This window comes from Spirillospora sp. CA-294931, from assembly GCF_050946795.1.
In the GTDB taxonomy this organism is placed as follows: Bacteria; Actinomycetota; Actinomycetes; order Streptosporangiales; family Streptosporangiaceae; genus Spirillospora.
The window spans coordinates 1,963,419-1,981,488 of record NZ_CP192006.1; the positions used below are offsets into that span (position 1 = coordinate 1,963,419).

General features: G+C 72.5%; 15 protein-coding genes. 8 read left to right on the forward strand and 7 right to left on the reverse strand.

All coding sequences use genetic code 11. The features are described from left to right. Window positions 1-12: 12 nt before the first annotated feature. Window positions 13-492 (forward strand): DUF3592 domain-containing protein, encoded by a 480-nt coding sequence (locus tag ACQPY4_RS09265; RefSeq protein WP_433334487.1) that lies wholly within the window; start codon window positions 13-15, stop codon window positions 490-492. On the opposite strand, the gene ACQPY4_RS09270 is transcribed toward ACQPY4_RS09265, so the two are convergent. Next, window positions 476-1,192, reverse strand: coding sequence for a Clp protease N-terminal domain-containing protein (locus tag ACQPY4_RS09270; protein ID WP_433334489.1), 717 nt, complete (start codon window positions 1,190-1,192; stop codon window positions 476-478). The two genes, ACQPY4_RS09265 and ACQPY4_RS09270, sit on opposite strands and share 17 nt — an antisense overlap. Before the next feature lie 265 nt (window positions 1,193-1,457). Between ACQPY4_RS09270 and ACQPY4_RS09275 the strand changes: the two genes are divergently transcribed. The 3 genes from ACQPY4_RS09275 (at window position 1,458) to ACQPY4_RS09285 (ending at window position 4,576) form a co-directional block, all read left to right on the forward strand. After that, entirely contained in the window at window positions 1,458-2,549 is a 1,092-nt protein-coding gene (locus ACQPY4_RS09275; protein WP_433334491.1) for a hypothetical protein, read from the forward strand. A 62-nt stretch (window positions 2,550-2,611) separates the two neighbouring features. Further along, a complete protein-coding gene (locus ACQPY4_RS09280; protein WP_433334493.1) occupies window positions 2,612-4,078 on the forward strand; it encodes a S8 family serine peptidase in 1,467 nt (488 codons plus the stop codon). Window positions 4,079-4,171: 93 nt separating this feature from the next. Further along, window positions 4,172-4,576 (forward strand): ribonuclease domain-containing protein, encoded by a 405-nt coding sequence (locus ACQPY4_RS09285; protein ID WP_433334495.1) that lies wholly within the window; start codon window positions 4,172-4,174, stop codon window positions 4,574-4,576. Window positions 4,577-4,720: 144 nt separating this feature from the next. On the opposite strand, the gene ACQPY4_RS09290 is transcribed toward ACQPY4_RS09285, so the two are convergent. Continuing rightward, entirely contained in the window at window positions 4,721-5,461 is a 741-nt protein-coding gene (locus ACQPY4_RS09290; protein WP_433334497.1) for a S1 family peptidase, read from the reverse strand. Between the two features lie 288 nt (window positions 5,462-5,749). Here ACQPY4_RS09290 and ACQPY4_RS09295 point away from each other — a divergent pair, with 288 nt between their 5' ends. Both ACQPY4_RS09295 and katG read left to right on the forward strand, forming a co-directional pair. Further along, a complete protein-coding gene (locus ACQPY4_RS09295; RefSeq protein ID WP_433334499.1) occupies window positions 5,750-6,187 on the forward strand; it encodes a Fur family transcriptional regulator in 438 nt (145 codons plus the stop codon). A 24-nt stretch (window positions 6,188-6,211) separates the two neighbouring features. Then, a complete protein-coding gene (gene katG / locus ACQPY4_RS09300; protein ID WP_433334501.1) occupies window positions 6,212-8,440 on the forward strand; it encodes a catalase/peroxidase HPI in 2,229 nt (742 codons plus the stop codon). Window positions 8,441-8,603: 163 nt separating this feature from the next. Here katG and ACQPY4_RS09305 read toward each other — a convergent pair whose 3' ends face one another. The 4 genes from ACQPY4_RS09305 to ACQPY4_RS09320 all read right to left on the reverse strand — a co-directional run bounded on the left by ACQPY4_RS09305 (window position 8,604) and on the right by ACQPY4_RS09320 (window position 13,960). Further along, a complete protein-coding gene (locus ACQPY4_RS09305) occupies window positions 8,604-9,680 on the reverse strand; it encodes a DUF917 domain-containing protein (protein WP_433334503.1) in 1,077 nt (358 codons plus the stop codon). Next, the gene (locus tag ACQPY4_RS09310; RefSeq protein ID WP_433334505.1) at window positions 9,667-11,253 is read right to left on the reverse strand and encodes a hydantoinase/oxoprolinase family protein; all 1,587 of its coding nucleotides are present in this window, start codon (window positions 11,251-11,253) and stop codon (window positions 9,667-9,669) included. The genes ACQPY4_RS09305 and ACQPY4_RS09310 overlap by 14 nt, the downstream gene beginning before the upstream one ends. A gap of 113 nt (window positions 11,254-11,366) precedes the next feature. Further along, a complete protein-coding gene (locus ACQPY4_RS09315; protein ID WP_433334507.1) occupies window positions 11,367-12,926 on the reverse strand; it encodes a PucR family transcriptional regulator in 1,560 nt (519 codons plus the stop codon). Continuing rightward, a complete protein-coding gene (locus ACQPY4_RS09320; protein ID WP_433334509.1) occupies window positions 12,923-13,960 on the reverse strand; it encodes an S-methyl thiohydantoin desulfurase domain-containing protein in 1,038 nt (345 codons plus the stop codon). Before ACQPY4_RS09320 ends, ACQPY4_RS09315 begins: the two co-directional genes overlap by 4 nt. 148 nt (window positions 13,961-14,108) lie before the next feature. On the opposite strand from ACQPY4_RS09320, the gene ACQPY4_RS09325 reads away from it, so the two are divergent. Next, window positions 14,109-15,473 (forward strand): purine-cytosine permease family protein, encoded by a 1,365-nt coding sequence (locus tag ACQPY4_RS09325; protein ID WP_433334511.1) that lies wholly within the window; start codon window positions 14,109-14,111, stop codon window positions 15,471-15,473. Window positions 15,474-15,478: 5 nt separating this feature from the next. Next, a complete protein-coding gene (locus ACQPY4_RS09330) occupies window positions 15,479-16,801 on the forward strand; it encodes a hydantoinase/oxoprolinase N-terminal domain-containing protein (protein WP_433334513.1) in 1,323 nt (440 codons plus the stop codon). On the opposite strand, the gene ACQPY4_RS09335 is transcribed toward ACQPY4_RS09330, so the two are convergent. Beyond that, on the reverse strand, window positions 16,776-17,885 hold the full coding sequence (locus ACQPY4_RS09335; protein ID WP_433334515.1) for a PLP-dependent cysteine synthase family protein: 1,110 nt from the start codon (window positions 17,883-17,885) through the stop codon (window positions 16,776-16,778). The genes ACQPY4_RS09330 and ACQPY4_RS09335 overlap by 26 nt on opposite strands. Window positions 17,886-18,070: the final 185 nt, after the last annotated feature.

Below are 18,070 nucleotides of genomic sequence, written 5' to 3' on the forward strand. Positions count from 1 at the left end.
GGGAGCCGGGCGGTGGACGTGCTGAGCCGCCTCGGCCTCGGCGTTGGGTTGGTTCTGGGCTGCCTGTTCTCCGGGCTCGGGGTCGTGGCGGTGTCGATGGGCGTGGACGAGGTGGGCGACGCCTCGGACCTGTCCGAGCGCGGACGCTCGGCGTCCGGCACGGTGGTCGGCCACTACGAGCGCAACGCGGGCCCGGCCGGAACCCAGCGCTGGGTGATCGTCAGGTTCACGGCGGCCGACGGGACCTCCCACCGCATGGAGTCCATCAGCGACGAACCGGTCGGAGCCGAGGTCGAGGTCCGCTACGACCCCGACGACCCCGCGGTGGCCGTCACCGGCACCGGATCGGTCACGCTGCACTGGGTCAAGGCGATCGCCATCATCCTCATCGGCCTCTGCCTCATCGTTCTCCCGCCCGCGCTGCCCATCAAGCTCGCCCTGGAGGCCCGCGCGGAACGCCGCCGCCGGTCATCGCCTACGCGTGGGGCTTGAGGGCCTCGAGAACGGCGGTCTCGGCGTCACGCTTGGTCAGTCCGAGGGCGGTGAGCGGGCCCGAGCCGTCCTCCAGTTCGAGGAGCGCGAGCAGGATGTGCTCGGTGCCGACGTAGTTGTGGCCGAACCGGAGCGCCTCGCGGAAGGTCAGCTCCATGACCTTCTTGGAGCGCGCGTCATACGGGACGAGCGCGGTGGAGGCGCCGGACCCTTCCGGCAGCGTCGCCGCCACGGTCTCGCGGACCCGCTCCAGCGTGACGCCCTGGGCGACGATCACCCGGGCGGCGATCCCCTCGGGCTCGGCCAGAAGCCCCAGGGCGATGTGCTCGGGCTGGATCTCGGCGTTCCCGGCGGCCCGCGCCTCGTTCTGGGACGCCATCACCACGTTCCTGGCGCGCGGGGTGAAGCGGCTGAATCCGTCGCTCTCGTCCAGGTCGGGCGCGTCGCCCTTGGCGACGAAGCGCTTCTGCGCCGCCTGCTTGCTGACGCCCATGCTCTTGCCGATCTCCGTCCAGGAGGCGCCCGACCGCCGCGCCTGGTCGACGAAGTGCCCGATCAGATGGTCGGCGACCTCGCCCAGGTGGTCGGCGGCCAGGACGGCGTCGGAGAGTTGGTCGAGGACGTTCGGATGGACCTTCTTGATCGCTTCGATCAGCTCGTCCAGCCGCACCGGGTTGGTCATCTTCACTGGTTCGCTCATGCCGTCAACCATAGGTTGACGACCAGACCGCGTCAACCTGAGGTTGACGACCGAGATTCTTGTGCTCGTCCCGCCGGAAAATTCACTTCACTCGGCAATTTATTGAGCCATTCAAACAAAGCTCTACGCTCGGTCATCGCGGCCGAATAATTCCCCGCCTGACCGCATCAGGTCACCCTTTCAGCCATGCCTGAAACACCCGATGGCGCGCCGTCCGACCTCCGAAGATGATCACAGGGCGGCACCATTCAGAGGGGATTCAGTCATGCGTATACGCAGCGGAATCGCGGCCGCGGCCATCACGACGGCCATCGTCGCGGCGGGGGCCTTGCAGCCGGTCTCGGCGGCGGCGCCGGACGGAAAGGACCGCGCGACGCTGTTCGGGCCCTCGGGCCCCGACGGGCGTCCCGCGGCGGCCACCCGATTCACCCGAGCCTCCGACAACAACGACGACGGCCTGGTCGTCGGCGAGTCCACGGCCGGAACCCGGGCCCGTGCGGCCTCGTGGACCGGCGGCAAGCCCACCGACCTCGGCACCCTGAACCCGCAGGACCCGGCCAGCTCGGCGCTCGGCGTCAACGCCGCGGGCAAGATCACCGGGTGGTCGGGCGACAACACCTACCCCACCGGCTACACGCGCGCCGTGGTCTGGTCGGGTGGCCGGGCGACCGAGCTCCCGCCCACCCAGCCGGGGCAGGACGCCTGGGGCTTCGCGATCAACGCGGGCGACCAGGTGGCCGGCTGGTCCGGCAAGTACCTGGCCGACATGCGCGCCACCCTGTGGACGGGCGGGCGGCCCACGCTGCTCGGCGAGCTCCCCGGTGGCCGTGGCAGCCTCGCCAACGACATCAACGACAAGGGCCAGGTCGTCGGGACGTCCCAGACCGCGGGCGGCAACCGCGCGGCGCTGTGGGAGCCCGGCAGGGCGCCGGTCGACCTCGGCACGCTTCCCGGCGGCACCGACAGCTGGGCCGAGGGCATCTCGGCCGACGGGACGATCGTCGGCTCGGCCATCGACCAGAACGGCGCCACCCACGCCGTGAGCTGGACGAACGGCCAGATCACCGATCTGGGCACCCTGCCCGGCCTCCAGCACAGCAGCGCCAACGCGGTGACCGACGCCGGGCAGGTCGCCGGGGCGTCGGGGCCCCCGCCGCGCCCGACGCTGTGGACGAACGGACAGCCCGCCGACCTGGGCGTCCCGGCGACCGCCGTCAACGCCCAGCTGGAGTCGATCAACGCCCGCTCCCAGATCGTCGGCAGCGCCGAGAACGCCGACGGCTCCCGCGACGCGGTCCTGTGGACGTCCGAGGGCGGCACCTGGAAGTCGCAGCTCCTGACGCCCCTGCCCAACTGACCCGACACCTCGACGTCCCGCCCACCCGCCTGGGCGGGACGTCCCCCCATGAAGGGAAACGCATGTCACGCAGAATCGCGGGCCTCGCGCTGGCCCTCGGAATGGTCCTGGCCGCCGGAACGGTCTCCACCGGACCGGCCGCCGTCGCCGACTCGTCCAAGATCACCCCCGAGCTCGTCGCCGACCTCCGCCAGGACGGCCGCGCGACCTTCTTCGTCCGCCTCAAGGGCCGCGCCGACCTGAGCTCGCTCAAACGGCTGACCACCCACAAGAACCGGACCACCGAAGGCCACCGCCTGCTCACCACCACCGCCGAACGCGACCAGCGCGGGCTCCGCAAGCTCCTCACCGCCGAGAAGGCCGACTTCGAACCGTTCTGGGTCGTCAACACGATCCTGGTCCGCGACGCGGACAAGGCCCTGGCGGCCAGGATCGCCGCCAGACCCGAGGTGACCGCGCTCCAGCCCAACAAGCAGCTCCAGCGACCGCCGAACGAGGCGCCGTCCCCCGGCAAGGAGATCAAGGCGGCCGGGCCGGAATGGAACATCGACCGGATCCGCGCCACCAAGGTCTGGCAGGACCTCAACGTCCGGGGTGAGAACGTCGTCATCGCCGGGATCGACACCGGCGCGCAGTTCGACCACCCCGCCCTGCTCCCGCACTACCGGGGACGCGCCGCCAACGGGACGATCAACCACGACCACAACTGGTTCGACGCCCTGAACGACTGCCCGAAGGTGGGCAAGCCCGCGGGCGTTCCCTGCGACCTCACCAGCGCCGGCAGCGGGCACGGCTCGCACACCATCGGCACCACGACCGGCGACGACGGCGCGGGCAACCAGATCGGCGTGGCCCCGGGGGCCAAGTGGATCGCCGCCGCGGCCGGCGGCCTCTTCCTGCTCCAGGAGGGCGTGCTGAAGGCCGGTCAGTGGGTGATGGCGCCGACCAGGATCGATGGCACCGAACCCCGGCCCGACCTGGCCCCGAACATCGTCACCAACTCCTGGGGCTGGTCCAACTGGCCGAATGACTTCTTCGCCGAGATGATCTCCAACTGGGTCGGTGTCGGCATCTTCCCGGTCTTCGGCGCGGGCAACAGCGGCCCGTCCTGCTCCTCGACCGTCCCGCCGGGACACGGCCCGAACGCCTACACCGTCGGCGCCACCGGAGCCACCGACACCATCTGGAACAACTCCAGCCGCGGCCCGTCCGCCCTCGACGGCGGCCTCAAGCCGAACATCACCGCACCCGGAGTCGACATCCGCTCGGTGAACCCGAACGGCGGCTACGCCGTGCACTCCGGCACCTCGATGGCGACCCCGCACGTGGCGGGGACGGTGGCCCTGATGTGGTCGGCCCGCCCCGCCCTCAAGGGCGACATCGCCAAGACCCGCCAGATCCTCGACCTGACCGCCATCGACGCCGACGACCGGAGCTGCGGCGGCACGGCGGCCAACAACAACGTCTACGGCCAGGGCCGCCTGGACGCCTTCAACGCCGTCCAGCTGGCCCGCATAGCCCAGCTCTAACCCAGAATTCACCCCACCCGGGCGGCAATTGCCACACTTTGCGGCGAACATTCCGGTGTGCCCCGCCCACCCGCACACCCGCCAGGAGGCACCGTGTTCGCCCCGAAACGCACCTGGACGACCCGGCTGACCGTCACGGTCGCCGCCGCCACGACCGTGACCGGCCTGGTCGGCACCCTCCCCGCCCAGGCGACGGTCTACAGCTCCTGCACGATCTCCCGCTGCTCCGACGCCCGCAACGCCAACTCGATCTGGTCGTCCAAGGGCTACCCGACCACCCGGGCCTGGTACTCCTGGCCCGACGGCAAGTACAACTTCGCCGGCGGCCGCTTCTACAACCGCGAGGGCCAGCTCCCCAGCAACGCCACCTACTACGAATACGACGTCTACTCGCGGGCCCAGGGCGCTCCCCGCGACGCCTACCGCATCGTCGTCAACCGCACGACCCGCGTGGTCTGGTTCTCGCCCAACCACTACACCGACTTCTACAAGCTCTAACCCCGCAACCCCCCGAACGACCGGAGCCCGTGCCCCCTCGGCACGGGCTCCGGCCCTTTCCAAGCATCGGCTCAAGGACACTTGGGTACGGGGCGGCCCCCGGGCCTTGGTGGGGAGGCGCCGGGGGCCGGGAGTGTTGGGTGGTTAGCGGAGACCGCCACCGATGATGCGCTCGATGGTGGCCTTGTAGTACGTCACGTCGCCGTAGATGGCGGGCGAGGTGGCGCAGGTGCCGGCCGTGCCGCGGCTGGTGGCGCCGACGAGCTGCCAGCTGCCCGGGCCGCCGGTCACGGCGGGGCCGCCGGAGTCGCCGTAGCAGGCGCCCTTGCCGTTGCCGCCGTTGATGCACAGCTCGCTGGCGGCGGAGATCCCGCTGCAGCGGGAGTCGGACAGGATGCTGGTGTCGAGCTGCTGGAGGGTGATCGGGGCCGGGCCGCAGCCGCGGACGGGGCAGGTCTGGCCCCAGCCGATGATGCGGGTGGCCGAGCCGACCGGGGCGCTGGAGGCGATCGGGGCGGGGGTCTTGGTGGACGCGCTGGCCAGGGTCAGCAGGGAGACGTCGCCGCCGAGCTGCTGGCGGGACGACACGCGGCGGACCTCGCCGCCGGAGGTGCGGTTGGTCGTGCCGATCCGGACCTGGTAGGGGGTGCCACAGTGGCTCGCTGTGACGACATGGCGCGGGCCGACCAGCGTGCCGCCACAGCCGTGGCTACCGCTGGAGCTCTGCAACGAGGCCATCCATGAGTAGGTCTCCGTGGCGGGGCCGCCACCGACGATCTTCGTGCTCGGGGGGGTGGGGTCCTCCTGCGCGAGGGACGTTCCGGCGAACGCCAGGACCGCGATCGGTGCGGCGAGCGCGCTTGCCAGCAGTGTCTTGAGACGCATAGGGGAGCTCCTCGCAATTCTGACGCTGTAGGCGCCATTCGGTGGGACTTGAACACTAGATGCGGTAAAGGCCGCGCGTACATAGGTAAACTTGACAAACGCCCTGGTCAAGCGGGTCTACCAGCGACTTTCAGTTCCTCTGTTTAATCAACCGCGCATTTGACATTCCTTCGATAGGCGTTGAAAGCGGCCGACCGGGATTCTCGTTCGGGGCGGGCCCGCCGGGCTCCAAACTTGGATCGTTCGTTCTCTTGTATCGTTCGTGTTTGTGGGGGTAGGTTGGGCCGCATGAGCGCATCCGAGACTCCGACCTCGGCCGAGGAGTTGCGCGGTGTGGGCCTGCGGGTGACCGCGGCCCGCGTCGCGCTGCTCGAGACCGTCCGGCACGGCGACCATCTCGGTGTCGAGGCGATCGCCTCCGGGGTGCGCGAGCGCGTCGGTCACATCTCGCTCCAGGCCGTGTACGAGGCGTTGCACGCGCTCGCGGCGGCGGGGCTCGTGCGCCGCATCGAATTGCCCGGCGGCCCGGCCCGGTTCGAGGGACGCGTCGGCGACAACCATCACCACCTGGTGTGCAGGTCGTGCGGGCTCGTCGTCGACGTCGACTGCGCGGTCGGTCACGCGCCGTGCCTGACCGCGTCCGGCGACCACGGCTTCTCGGTCGACGAGGCCGAGGTCGTCTACTGGGGGCTCTGCCCCGACTGTTCCACCGCAGGCAGTACCTGAGTCCGCCAGCCCGGAAGGATTTCAATGACTGAGAACCATGACGCGATCGTCGTAGACGCCAAGACCGACGGTGAAGAGAGCTGTCCGGTCGCCCACGGGCGGGCACCGCACCCGACTCAGGGCGGCGGCAACCGGCAGTGGTGGCCCGAGCGGCTCAACCTGAAGATCCTCGCCAAGAACCCCGCGGTGGCCAACCCGCTGGGTGAGGACTTCGACTACGCCGCGGCCTTCAAGGGCCTCGACCTTCCGGCCGTCAAGCAGGACATCGAGCAGGCCCTGACGACCTCGCAGGACTGGTGGCCCGCGGACTTCGGCCACTACGGCCCGTTCATCATCCGGATGGCGTGGCACAGCGCGGGCACCTACCGCATCAGCGACGGCCGCGGTGGCGCCGGGGCCGGTCAGCAGCGGTTCGCCCCGCTCAACAGCTGGCCGGACAACGGCAACCTCGACAAGGCCCGCCGCCTGCTGTGGCCGGTCAAGCGCAAGTACGGCCAGAGCCTGTCCTGGGCCGACCTGATGATCCTCGCGGGCAACGTGGCACTGGAGTCGATGGGGCTGCGCACCTTCGGCTTCGCCGGCGGCCGCGAGGACGTCTGGGAGCCCGACGAGGACGTCTACTGGGGTCCCGAGACCACCTGGCTGGACGACGAGCGCTACACCGGCGACCGCGAGCTGGAGAACCCGCTCGGCGCCGTCCAGATGGGCCTCATCTACGTCAACCCCGAGGGCCCGAACGGCAACCCCGACCCGCTGGCCGCGGCCCGCGACATCCGCGAGACGTTCCGCCGGATGGCGATGAACGACGAGGAGACCGTCGCGCTGATCGCGGGCGGCCACACCTTCGGCAAGACCCATGGCGCGGGCCCCGCCGAGAGCGTCGGCGACGACCCCGAGGCCGCCCCGATCGAGGCCCAGGGCTTCGGCTGGAAGAACAGCTTCGGCACTGGCAAGGGCGGCGACGCGATCACCAGCGGTCTGGAGGGCATCTGGACCACCACCCCGACCACCTGGGACAACACGTTCCTGGAGATCCTCTACGGCTACGAGTGGGAGCTGTTCAAGAGCCCCGCGGGCGCCCACCAATGGCGGCCGAAGAACAGCGGCGGGGCGGGCACGGTCCCCGACCCCCACGACCCGTCCAAGACCCACGCGCCCACGATGCTCACGACCGACCTGGCGCTGCGCGTCGACCCGGTCTACGACGAGATCTCGCGGCGGTTCCTGGCGAACTTCGACGAGTTCGCCGACGCCTTCGCCCGCGCCTGGTTCAAGCTGACCCACCGCGACATGGGCCCGGTGGTGCGCTACCTCGGCCCGGAGGTCCCGTCCGAGACGCTCATCTGGCAGGACCCGCTCCCCGAGGTGACGCACGAGCTCGTCGACGCCGGTGACGTCGCCGCGCTCAAGGCGCGCGTCCTCGACACGGACCTGACGGTGTCGCAGCTGGTGGCCACCGCGTGGGCCGCGGCCTCGTCGTTCCGCGGCAGCGACAAGCGGGGCGGCGCCAACGGCGCCCGCATCCGCCTTGAGCCGCAGAGCGGGTGGGAGGTGAACGACCCCGACCAGCTGGCGCAGGTGCTGCGCGTGCTGGAGGACGTCCAGCGTTCCTTCAACGACGCCCAGACCGGCGGCAAGCGGATCTCGCTGGCCGACCTGATCGTGCTCGGCGGCGCGGCCGCCGTCGAGAAGGCCGCCAAGGACGCGGGCTTCGACATCGAGGTCCCGTTCACGCCGGGCCGGGTGGACGCCTCGCAGGAGCAGACCGACGTGGAGTCGTTCGTCGCGCTGGAGCCGGCGGCCGACGGGTTCCGCAACTACCTCGGCAAGGGCAACCGGCTCCCGGCCGAGTACCTGCTGATCGACCGGGCGAACCTGCTGACCCTCAGCGCCCCGGAGCTGACGGTGCTCGTCGGCGGCCTGCGGGTCCTCGGCGCGAACCACCAGCAGTCGCCGCACGGCGTCCTCACCGACCGGCCGCGGACGCTGACCAACGACTTCTTCGTCAACCTGCTCGACATGGGCACGACGTGGAAGGCGACGTCCGAGGACGCCACCACCTTCGAGGGCCGCGACGCCAGCGGGGCGATCCGGTGGACCGGCACCCGGGCCGACCTGGTCTTCGGCTCCAACTCCGAGCTGCGCGCGCTCGCGGAGGTCTACGCCGCCGACGACGCCAAGGAGAAGTTCGTGCGCGACTTCGTCGCCGCGTGGGACAAGGTCATGAACCTCGACCGGTTCGACCTGGTGTGATCGTGACGTCCGGGCCGGCCCCCGCGGCCGGCCCGGACGCCGCTCGTGGGCTCAGGCGGCGCGCAGTCCTAGGCCGCGAACATATACCGGCACCACTTCGGAGCGGTATCGGTGCCCATGCCGACAATTATCGGCATGGGCACCGGGACCCCTCCCAAGTGGCCTAGACCAGGGCCTCGACCGGTGCGTAGTCGAAGTCGTAGCCGAATCGGCGCGGGCCCGACAGTTCGATCCCCGCTGGGGAGCGCCATCGTTCGTCCCCGGGGAGCGCGACGGCGGCGACGCGGAATCCGTAGCGGATCTCCTCGGCCGGGATGGGCTCCCCGGTCTCGGCCTCCAGCGTCATGATGATGTCGGGGGTGCTGGCGATCACGTTCTCGTCGCGCAGGGCGACCAGGTACTCGTTCTGGAACAGCAGCCGCATCGTCCGGCCCAGGTCGGGCCCGGTCCCGTGGACGACGGCCTCGCCCATCGTCCAGCCGCGCTCGGTGCGCCGCTCGACCGAGGCGATCTTGCCCTCGATCAGCCGGACGCCGTCCTCCTCCTCGATGATCGCCTCGACGGGGGAGGAGTGCTCGGCGCGCGCGGTCCTGATGAGGGCGCCGAGCCGCGCCGCGCGGGTCAGCGGGGCGTCCACGAGCCACTCCCGGGCCTGGACGCCGGTCATGGGGTAGGACGCGAAGAACTGGATGCAGCCGGACGCCACGGTCGCGGCCCGCCCGATCACCTCGGACCACAGGTTGGTCCGCGTCTCCAGCACCATGCGGTTCCCGTGCTCGTCGGCCAGTGCCATGGGGGTCGCGCTGCCGCCGTACAGCGACGGCGTGACCAGGTCGAGCGTCGGGAAGGCGCGGCCCATGCCGTCGGCGTCCACGATCGGGATGCCCTTGTGCGCGGCGGGCGCGATCGGGGTCACGGCGTTGAGCCCGCCCGCCTCGATCGGCGCGATGTGGGTGAAGGAGTACCCGAGGTGGCGTTCGAGCATGTCCAGGGCGGCGACGGCGTCCTCGGCGCGGGGGATCTTCTCGATCAGCACGCCGGGCGCGCCGACCGCCGCGACGAACGCCACGCGCGCGTCGTCGGGCAGCTCGGCCAGCGAGACCAGCGGGACGGGCCCGCTCTCGCGGATCGCGGCGCGGGCCAGCAGCATGCCGATGTAGGGGTCGCCGCCCCCGCCCGATCCCAGCACGGCCGAGCCGATCGTGATGTCACCGAGCAGCCGCTCGTCAAGCCGTCGCACGGGCCGTCTCCTTGTCGCCGGTCGCGTCCGTGACCATGCTGTCGCCGACCGCCCGGACGCGGATGCGGGTGGCCGTGCCGTCGGGCAGGTGGGCGAGCGGGACGTCCTCCTCGTCCACGATCCTGACCGTGGCCGCGATGGCGCCCGCCGCGACGGCGCGCTCGAAGGCGTCCTCGCGGGCGAGCCGCAGCGCCTCCTCGCGGCTGCTGCCGGCCAGGGAGTACACGCGGTCGACCTCGCCGCCGACGGTGGCGGTCGCGGCGCCGATGGCGTTGGCGACGGCCGCGTTGGACGGGCGCAGCACCACCGAGGCGCCAGGGAGGCGGTCGCCCAGCAGCACGCCTCCGCCGCCGACCACGACGACCGGAACGTCGCCGGGTTCGAGCTTGGCCCGGTCGACGTGCTCGGCGACGGTGGCGGTGACCCGGTCGAGCACGTCCTGGACCAGGACGGGGTCGAGATGGGCGACCAGCGCGGCGTCGCCGATGTCGGCGAGCCCCGCCGCGACGACGACGTCGGTGAGCGTCAGCTCCCGGCCGCCGAAGACCAGGGCTCGCCTGTCGATCTCGTAGCCGACGCTGTCGGGCCCGATCGTGACCGCGCCCGGGACGCCCCGCACCAGGCTGCCGCCGCCGATGCCGAGCGAGATCACGTCCGGCATCCGGAAGTTGGTGCGCACCCCGCCCAGGTCCACGGCGAGGGACGACTCGCGCGGGAAGCCCGCCCGCAGCAGCCCGATGTCGGTGGTGGTGCCCCCGACGTCGACCACCACGCAGTCGTCCCGGCCGGACTCCAGGGCGGCGCCGCGCATCGAGTTGGTGGGGCCGGACGCCGCGGTGAGGATCGGGAACTCGCGGGCGGTCTCCAGGTTCATCACCGTCCCGTCGTTCTGCGATAGGTACAGGGGCGCGTCGAGGCCGACCTCGTGCAGCGCGCGGGCGAAGCCGTCGGTCACGTGCGCCGCCAGCGGCCGCAGCGCGCCGTTGAGCAGGGCGGCGTTCTCGCGTTCGAGCAGCCCGATGCGGCCGAGCCGGTGCGACAACGTGACCCGGGCGTCCGGGCAGACGTCCAGGATGACGTCGCGGGCGGCCAGTTCGGCGCCGGCGTTGATGGGCGAGAAGACCGAGCTGACCACGTAGTCGCGGTGCCCGGCGTCGGCCGCCCGCTCCGTGACCGCGCGGACGCCGGGCAGGTCGAGGTCGTTGAGCGGCTCGCCGGTGAACTGGTGCCCGCCCGGCAGGACGTGGACCTCGCCCAGCGCGAGGTCGCGCAGCCGGTCCGGCCAGTCGGTGAACGGCGGCAGCGGCTGCGGCGGCGTCGCCAGCCGGATCGCGATGACCGGGGTGAGGCGGGTCGCCTCGGTCACCGCGTTGACGAAGTGGGTCGTGCCGATCACGACCGAGTGCACCCGGTCGGTGCCGGTCTCGGCCACGATGTGGCGCAGGGCGCGGGCGACGCCGCCGAGCACGTTGGCGGTGGTCGGGAACTTGCAGGCGGCGACGACCTCGGTGCCGTCGATCGCGACGGCGTCGGTGTTCGTGCCGCCGACGTCGATGCCGATGCGCAGCGTCATGGTGGTTCCTGATCTCGGAAGGCGGGGTGAGGACCGCGAATCTAGCCGCCGATCAAGATCGCCCCCAGAGACACTCTGCACAGGCGGTGGGGGCGGCCTGTGCACATTGCACGTCAGGTCGTGTGCGTACGCAGCACGCGGATCGCCAGCTGAAGCGCGAGGCGGGTGTCGGCGGTGGCGATCGTCGTGCCGAGGATGCGCTCGGCCCGGGTGACGCGCTGGGCCACGGTGTTGCGGTGGACGCCGAGGACGCGGGCCGTCTGGGCCGCCGAGCAGGCGCGTTCGAGATAGGCCTCCAGCGTCCTGATCAGCTCGGGCTCGTCGTTGTCGAGCAGCGGGCCGAGCATCTCGCGCGCGTAGTCGGCGAACGCCTCCGAGGAGTACCAGCCGAGCAGCAGGCGTGAGGGGCCCAGCTCCTGGAGCACGCGCACCGACACGGGCTTGGCGCTGGACGCCGCGACCACGGCCGCCTGGCGGGCCTCGGCGAGGGTGACCGCGATGCCCGCCGGGTCGCGCTGCGGCGAGCCGATGCCGACCACGACGCTGTGCCCCTCGGCCGGACGGTGCAGGTCCTGCTCGACCCGGCGGGCGATCTCGCGGGCGTGGTCGGGGCCGGGCTCGCGCGTCACGGTCAGCCAGGCCGACCAGCCGTCGGCCCGCTCGACCAGCGCGGACGCCGTGAGCCCGGTGCGCCGCAGCTGGGTGGCCAGGCCCCGCACCGCCAGCGCCGAGGGCGCGGCGGGGCTGAAGCGGAAGTGGATGCCGGTGTGCCAGCCCTCCAGCTGCCAACCGGCGCGGGCGGCCCGCTCGGCCAGGTCGCGGGGGAGGGCCTGGCCGTGGTCGAGGATCTCGGTCAGCAGGGTGGAGCGCATCCGGACGTCCCGGTCGAGCGCGGCCTGCTCGCGGGCGAGCCAGGCCAGCACCGTGCCGCCGCACAGGCCGAGCGCGCCGACGGCGGAGTCGAGCCACAGCCGCCCGACGCGTTCGCGCTCGGCGACCAGCCACACCGAGGTCTCGCCCGCCAGGCCCGCGACGGGGACGACGGCGGCGCCGAAGTCGTCGCGCTGGACGAACGAGGGCGACCCGCGTTCGACCACCTCGGCGGGCGTGGTGAACCGGGGCGTGCCCGCCAGGACGAGCTCGCGGCCGCTGCACGCGTAGACGTTGGCGCCGGGAAGCGCCGACTCCAGCAGCTCGACCAGCCGGTCGAGCGTGCGCGGCGCCCGCTGGAGCCTGCGCGAGACGTCCAGCAGCAGGTCGGAGAAGGCCTGGTTGGGCGTCTCGACCAGGCCGCGCAGCGCGACCACCAGCTCGGTCGAGGACGCCCGTCCGGCCGGGACGAGCAGCGGCATCGTCAGCGCCTCGGCCAGCCGCCGGGTCGCCTCCGACAGCGGCAGCTGCGCGCCGACCGCGATCAGCAGCGAGGAGCCCGCGGCCCGGGTGCGGCGCAGCAGCACGTCGACCAGGTGCTCGCGGTACTCCGCCGGGCCCTGGATGTCGAGCGCGAGCACCACCGCGCCCTGCGGGGTGAGGGGCGAGCTCAGCACGGTGTCGGGCACCACGAGGTCGATCGCGGAGACCGGGTGGGACGCCGGGCCGGGCACGCCGTGCAGTTCGGCCCCGGCGAGCAGGTCCTGCGCGCACAGGTCGGACACCCGCGCCTGGACGCTCATGTCGTGCCTCCCACGGGGGCGAAGCCGTGCGCCTGCAGTCCGAAGCCGATGCCGGTGTCGTGGGCCTCGCGCAGTTCGGCCGGGGCGGTGATCGCGATGACCCGGACGCGCCGGTGCGCGGTGAGCCGGTCGACCGAGACCGGGAGCCAGCTCGCCTCGTCCAGCACGCAGATGAGGTCGGGCGCGCACGCCTCCAGCCGCCCGTTGTCGTAGAGGGCCGCGTATTCGTTGGCGAAGTCGACCCGGGCCAGCCGCAGCCGGCTGAGCCGGTGCTGGATCGAGACCACGCCGCCCACCTCCATGCCGGGGCGCCGGGTCACCTCGACGACCGTCCCCTCGAACACCACCCGGACGTCGTCGAGCGCGAGCAGCGCGTCCGGATCGCCCTCGGCCGCCCGGGCCAGCGCGCGCCCGAGCACCAGCGCCCGCGACACCGGGCCGCGCACGGCGCCGCCGACGATCACCTCGGCGTCGCCCGCGTGGCAGGCCACCGCGCCCCAGCCGCCCACCGACGGCAGCATCGAGCGGACCATGCGCTCGATCGCCTCGGCGTCGCCCGCCTCCAGGTAGGCCGACCCGCCGCCGGTGCTGGCGAAGGCCAGCGCGGTGAACGGGACGGCGGCGCCCAGCACCGACCGGTGCACCTCGGTGTAGGCGCGGCCCATCGGGTCGGCGTCGACCAGCGGCAGGTCGAGGGCCCCGGCGGCGAGCACGGCCAGGAGCCCGTTGACGCCGCCGACCTCCAGCGGCAGCACGGCCTCCACCGGCCGCAGCCGCTCCTCGATCATGCGGACGGCCCGGACGAACGGCAGCGCGGTGGGCAGGCTCTCCAGCATGACCGCGGCCGACCCGACCGCGCCCACGCAGACGACGAACGCGCCGGGGGCCAGGCCGTCGATCACCTGGACGGCGCCCCCGCCGTCGAGGTGATGCGCGAGAATGTGCCGTGCCGCGCTGGTGGAGCCGCCGCCGCCCGAGCCGAGCAGATCGCAGCCGAGCGCGTAGGCGTCGATATCGTCGGCGGAAATGTCCATGCCGACCCTCCGAGAGCCTGGGCACTGTGCACTGCCTGCGGGTATTGATCTTGCAGAGTGCCCATTGTAGTCCAGGTCACAGCAGGGCCAACAATAGGCGGCATCGAGACGTTCTTCCTGCGTCTCCACAGCTCAGCCGGAGGATTCGATGTCCGACTCCACCCAAGCCGCACCCGCCGAAGCCGGGCACGACGACTATTCGCTGCGCCGGGTGCCCGAAGAGGCGAAGTACTCCTGGTGGGTGATGGTGGTCCAGCGCTTCGGCCAGCTCTCCGCCCTCACCCAGTTCATGATCGGCGCCTCGCTGGGCATGGGAATGTCGTTCTGGGACGCCGTCCTGGCCATCACCGTCGGCTCGGTGATCCTGGAGCTGGTCACCGTGCTCACCGGCGTGATGGGCGTGCGGGAGGGCCTGTCGACCTCGCTGCTGGCCCGCTGGACGGGCTTCGGCAGCGGCGGCTCGGCCCTGGTCGGCCTGGTCATCGCGGTCACCTCGGTCGGCTGGTTCGGCGTCCAGAACACCTTCTTCGCGCAGAGCCTGGCCGACACCGTCGGCGGGCCGCCGCTGTGGGCCTGGTGCCTGATCGGTGGCGCCCTGGTCACGGCGATCGTCGTCTATGGCTTCGCGTCGATGACCTGGGTCGCGTTCGTCACCGTCCCGGCCTTCCTCGCGCTGGCCGCCTACACGGTGGTGGACGCCCTGCGCGACCACTCGCTCGGCGACCTGGTCTCGGCCGCGCCGACCGGCGATCCGCTCACGCTCGGCGCCGGGGCCACGCTGGTCGCGGGCGGCTTCATCGTCGGCGCGATCTTCACGCCCGACATGACCCGGTTCAACCGCACCACAGGCGACGTCGTCAAGCAGACCGTCGTGGGCGTCACGGTGGGGGAGTACGTCATCTGCCTGACCGGCGTGCTGCTCGCGCACGCCGCCAAGACCTCCGACATCGTCTCGATCGTGGTCGGCACCAGCGGGGCCCTCGGCGCGGCGATCATGGTCACGGCCGTCCTGAAGGTCAACGACTGGAACCTGTACGCGTCCTCGCTGGCCACCGTGAACTCGGTGGACGTCCTGCTGCGGGGCCGCCGCCTCTCGCGCACCGCCGTCACCATCACCCTCGGCGTGGCGGGCTCGGTCATCTCGGCCCTCGGCATCATCGACAAGTTCGTGGAGTTCCTGACCGTGCTCGGGGTCGTCCTGCCGCCGGTCGCGGGCATCATGATCGCCGAGTACTTCGTGGTGCGGACGTGGCGCGGCGCGCTCGACCTGTCCCGCGCGCGGGACGAGCTGCCCGCCGACTCGCCCGAGTGGGTCCCGGCCTGCCTGGTCGCGTGGGCCGCCGCGGCGGCCGTCGGGCACTGGGTCGACCTCGGAATCCCCGCGCTCAACTCCATCGCCGTGGCCTTCCTCCTTTACGTCGCGGCGGGCAAACTGGGCCTCACCAGGGGCTACAGCCGGGCCACCGTCGCGGCGCCGCCCGCGCCCCCCGCCCCCGTACGCGAGGAGGTCTGACCGGATTGCTGGTCGGAGTCGACGTAGGCGCCACCGACGCCGGGGCCGTCCTCACCGACGGCCGGGAGGTCCTGACCGCCGTGACCGGGCCCGCCGCCCCGTCCTTCGCGGACGGGGTGGCGGGCGTTCTGCGCGAACTCGTCCGGGCCGATCCCCGGGCCGCCACGGCGCGGGCGGTCACCGTCGGGACGGCCGGGTTCGAGACCGCCGTGGCCGAGGCGCGGGGGCTGGCCCGTACCGGGTGCGTCCGGCTGTGCGCCACCGAGGCCGAGAGCGCCCCGCCGCTGTCCGGGTGGCCCGCCGCGCTGCGCGGGGCGGTCGGCGAGCACGCGTTCCCGTGCGGCGGCGGCCACGAGTTCGACGGCAGGCCGCTGCGCCCGCTCGACGAGGACGAGCTCGGCCGGATCGCCGGCGTCCTGTCCGCCCGGGGCATCGACGCGGTCGCGATCACCTCGGTCTTCTCCCCGGTCAACGGGCGGGCCGAGCTGGCCGCCGCGGCCTTCCTGCGCGACCGGCTGCCGACGGCCCGGATCTCGGTGTCGCACGAGATCGGCAGCATCGGGCTGCTGGAGCGCGAGAACGCTACGATCGTCAACGCCGCCCTGCTCCCGCTGGCCGACGGCCTCGCGGCGGCGCTGGCCCGCGAGGTCGAGGCGGTGATCCCCGACGCCTCGGTCCACCTGGTGCAGAACGACGGCACGGTCATGGAGCTGTCGTTCGCCCGCCGCTACCCCGTCTTCACCTTCTGGGCCGGGTTCACCTGCGCGGTGCGCGGCGCCGCGCTGCTGAGCGGCCACGCCGACTGCGTCGTCGTCGACGTCGGGGCCGCGACGACGACCGTGGGCGTGGCCGGGGGCGGCTACCCCCGGCACGCCCGGCAGGACGTCGACCTGGCCGGAGTCCGGACCAACCTGCCAAGGCCCGAGGCCGTCGAGCTGGCGACCGGGACGCCCGACGCCGCCCAGCTCGACGAGGCCGTGCTGAACGCGGTCCCAGGCGCGGCCCTCCCGGTCGTGCTCGTGGGCCCGGGCGGGAACGCCGTCCCCGCCTCGTTCGAGGCGCTGCGTCCCGAGCGCGGCGAACTCGCCCGCGCCGTCGGGGCCGCCGGAACGCGCATCGGCGGCGAGGTCGACCGGATCGTGTCCGGCGACCCGGAGGCGCGCCGCGCCGCCGTCGAGCGAGCGAAGTCGCTCGCCGCGCAGAAGGCGGTGATGGCCGGGGCCGCCGAGGCGACCGTCCGGGTCATCGAGGTGGAGGAGATGCCGCTGGCCTACCTGCCGGGCGACTTCGTCCGGCTGCGCGTCAAGGCCGTGGGAGATCTCGGCTGACCGTCCAGGTCCGGGTGCTCCACGCCTTGTCGAGGACCTCCAGGTAGGGCTCGAAGTCCAGGCCCTGCCCGCGCACCCACGCGTCGTCGTCGAAGGTGGCGTCGTACCGCTCGGACCGGTCGCACATCAGCGTGACGACGCTGCCCGGCCCGCGCATCTCGCAGGCCAGGCGCAGCGCGCCGTACAGGTTGGTCCCGGTCGACGGCCCGGCCGGGATGCCGAGCCGTCCGGACAGGAACCGCATGGCCGCCACCGACGCCGCGTCCGGGACGCCCAGCATCCGGTCGACCACGCGCGGCACGAACGACGGCTCGACGCGCGGACGCCCGATGCCCTCGATCCGCGACCCCGGGCTCTCGGCGTCGCGTCCGGCGTAGGAGGGCAGGAAGGCCGACCCCTCCGGGTCGACCACCGCCAGCCGGGTGGCGTGCCCCCGATAGCGGATGAAACGTCCGATGGTGGCGCTGGTACCGCCCGTCCCGGCCCCCACCACGATCCACTCCGGCACGGGATGGGGCTCGTCGGCCAGCTGCTCGAAGATCGACTCGGCGATGTTGTTGTTGCCGCGCCAGTCGGTCGCCCGCTCGGCGTTGGTGAACTGGTCGAGATAGTGCCCGCCCGTCCGGGCGGCGAGACCGCGCGCGGCCGCGTACACCTCGCCCGGGTCGTCCACGAACTCGCAGATCCCGCCCTCCCGCTCGATCAGCGCGATCTTCTCGCGGCTGGTCGAGCGGGCCATGACCGCCACGAACGGCAGCCCCAGCAGACGGGCGAAGTACGCCTCGCTGACGGCCGTCGAGCCGCTGGACGCCTCCACCACCGTGGTGCCGGGGCCGATGTCGCCGTTGCAGATCGCGTACAGGAACAGCGACCGCGCGAGCCGGTGCTTCAGGCTCCCGGTCGGGTGCGTCGACTCGTCCTTGAGGTACAGCTCCACGGGCAGGCCCGGCGGCGTCGGCAGCCGCAGCAGGTGCGTGTCGGCGCTGCGCCGCGCGTCCGCGCGGAGCCGCTCCACCGCCCCGTTGACCCACTGGCGGTCGACGGCCCGCGCGGCCCGCACATCCCAGATCGGCTCGGCGGACACGATCCCCCCTGTCTTGTGGTGTGCCCCGACCCTAGGACGCCCTCGGTTCCGTCCTCGAAGGGCAATCTGCCCTGAGCGCCTAGGCCGTCAAGGCACTGTGCACAACCCGGCTCCCTTGTGGACGAACGAGTCGCCCCCGAGGATCGGAGAACGGCAACAGGGCCGTGAGATGCGAAAAGGGTGAA

What these genes read in the sequence shown, in the direction of transcription:
- ACQPY4_RS09270 (WP_433334489.1), bottom strand. Translation starts at nt 1,192, where the DNA reads ATGAGCGAACCAGTGAAGATGACCAACCCGGTGCGGCTGGACGAGCTG.
- ACQPY4_RS09275 (WP_433334491.1), top strand. Translation starts at nt 1,458, where the DNA reads ATGCGTATACGCAGCGGAATCGCGGCCGCGGCCATCACGACGGCCATC.
- ACQPY4_RS09280 (WP_433334493.1), top strand. Translation starts at nt 2,612, where the DNA reads ATGTCACGCAGAATCGCGGGCCTCGCGCTGGCCCTCGGAATGGTCCTG.
- ACQPY4_RS09290 (WP_433334497.1), bottom strand. Translation starts at nt 5,461, where the DNA reads ATGCGTCTCAAGACACTGCTGGCAAGCGCGCTCGCCGCACCGATCGCG.
- ACQPY4_RS09295 (WP_433334499.1), top strand. Translation starts at nt 5,750, where the DNA reads ATGAGCGCATCCGAGACTCCGACCTCGGCCGAGGAGTTGCGCGGTGTG.
- katG (WP_433334501.1), top strand. Translation starts at nt 6,212, where the DNA reads ATGACTGAGAACCATGACGCGATCGTCGTAGACGCCAAGACCGACGGT.
- ACQPY4_RS09310 (WP_433334505.1), bottom strand. Translation starts at nt 11,253, where the DNA reads ATGACGCTGCGCATCGGCATCGACGTCGGCGGCACGAACACCGACGCC.
- ACQPY4_RS09315 (WP_433334507.1), bottom strand. Translation starts at nt 12,926, where the DNA reads ATGAGCGTCCAGGCGCGGGTGTCCGACCTGTGCGCGCAGGACCTGCTC.
- ACQPY4_RS09320 (WP_433334509.1), bottom strand. Translation starts at nt 13,960, where the DNA reads ATGGACATTTCCGCCGACGATATCGACGCCTACGCGCTCGGCTGCGAT.
- ACQPY4_RS09325 (WP_433334511.1), top strand. Translation starts at nt 14,109, where the DNA reads ATGTCCGACTCCACCCAAGCCGCACCCGCCGAAGCCGGGCACGACGAC.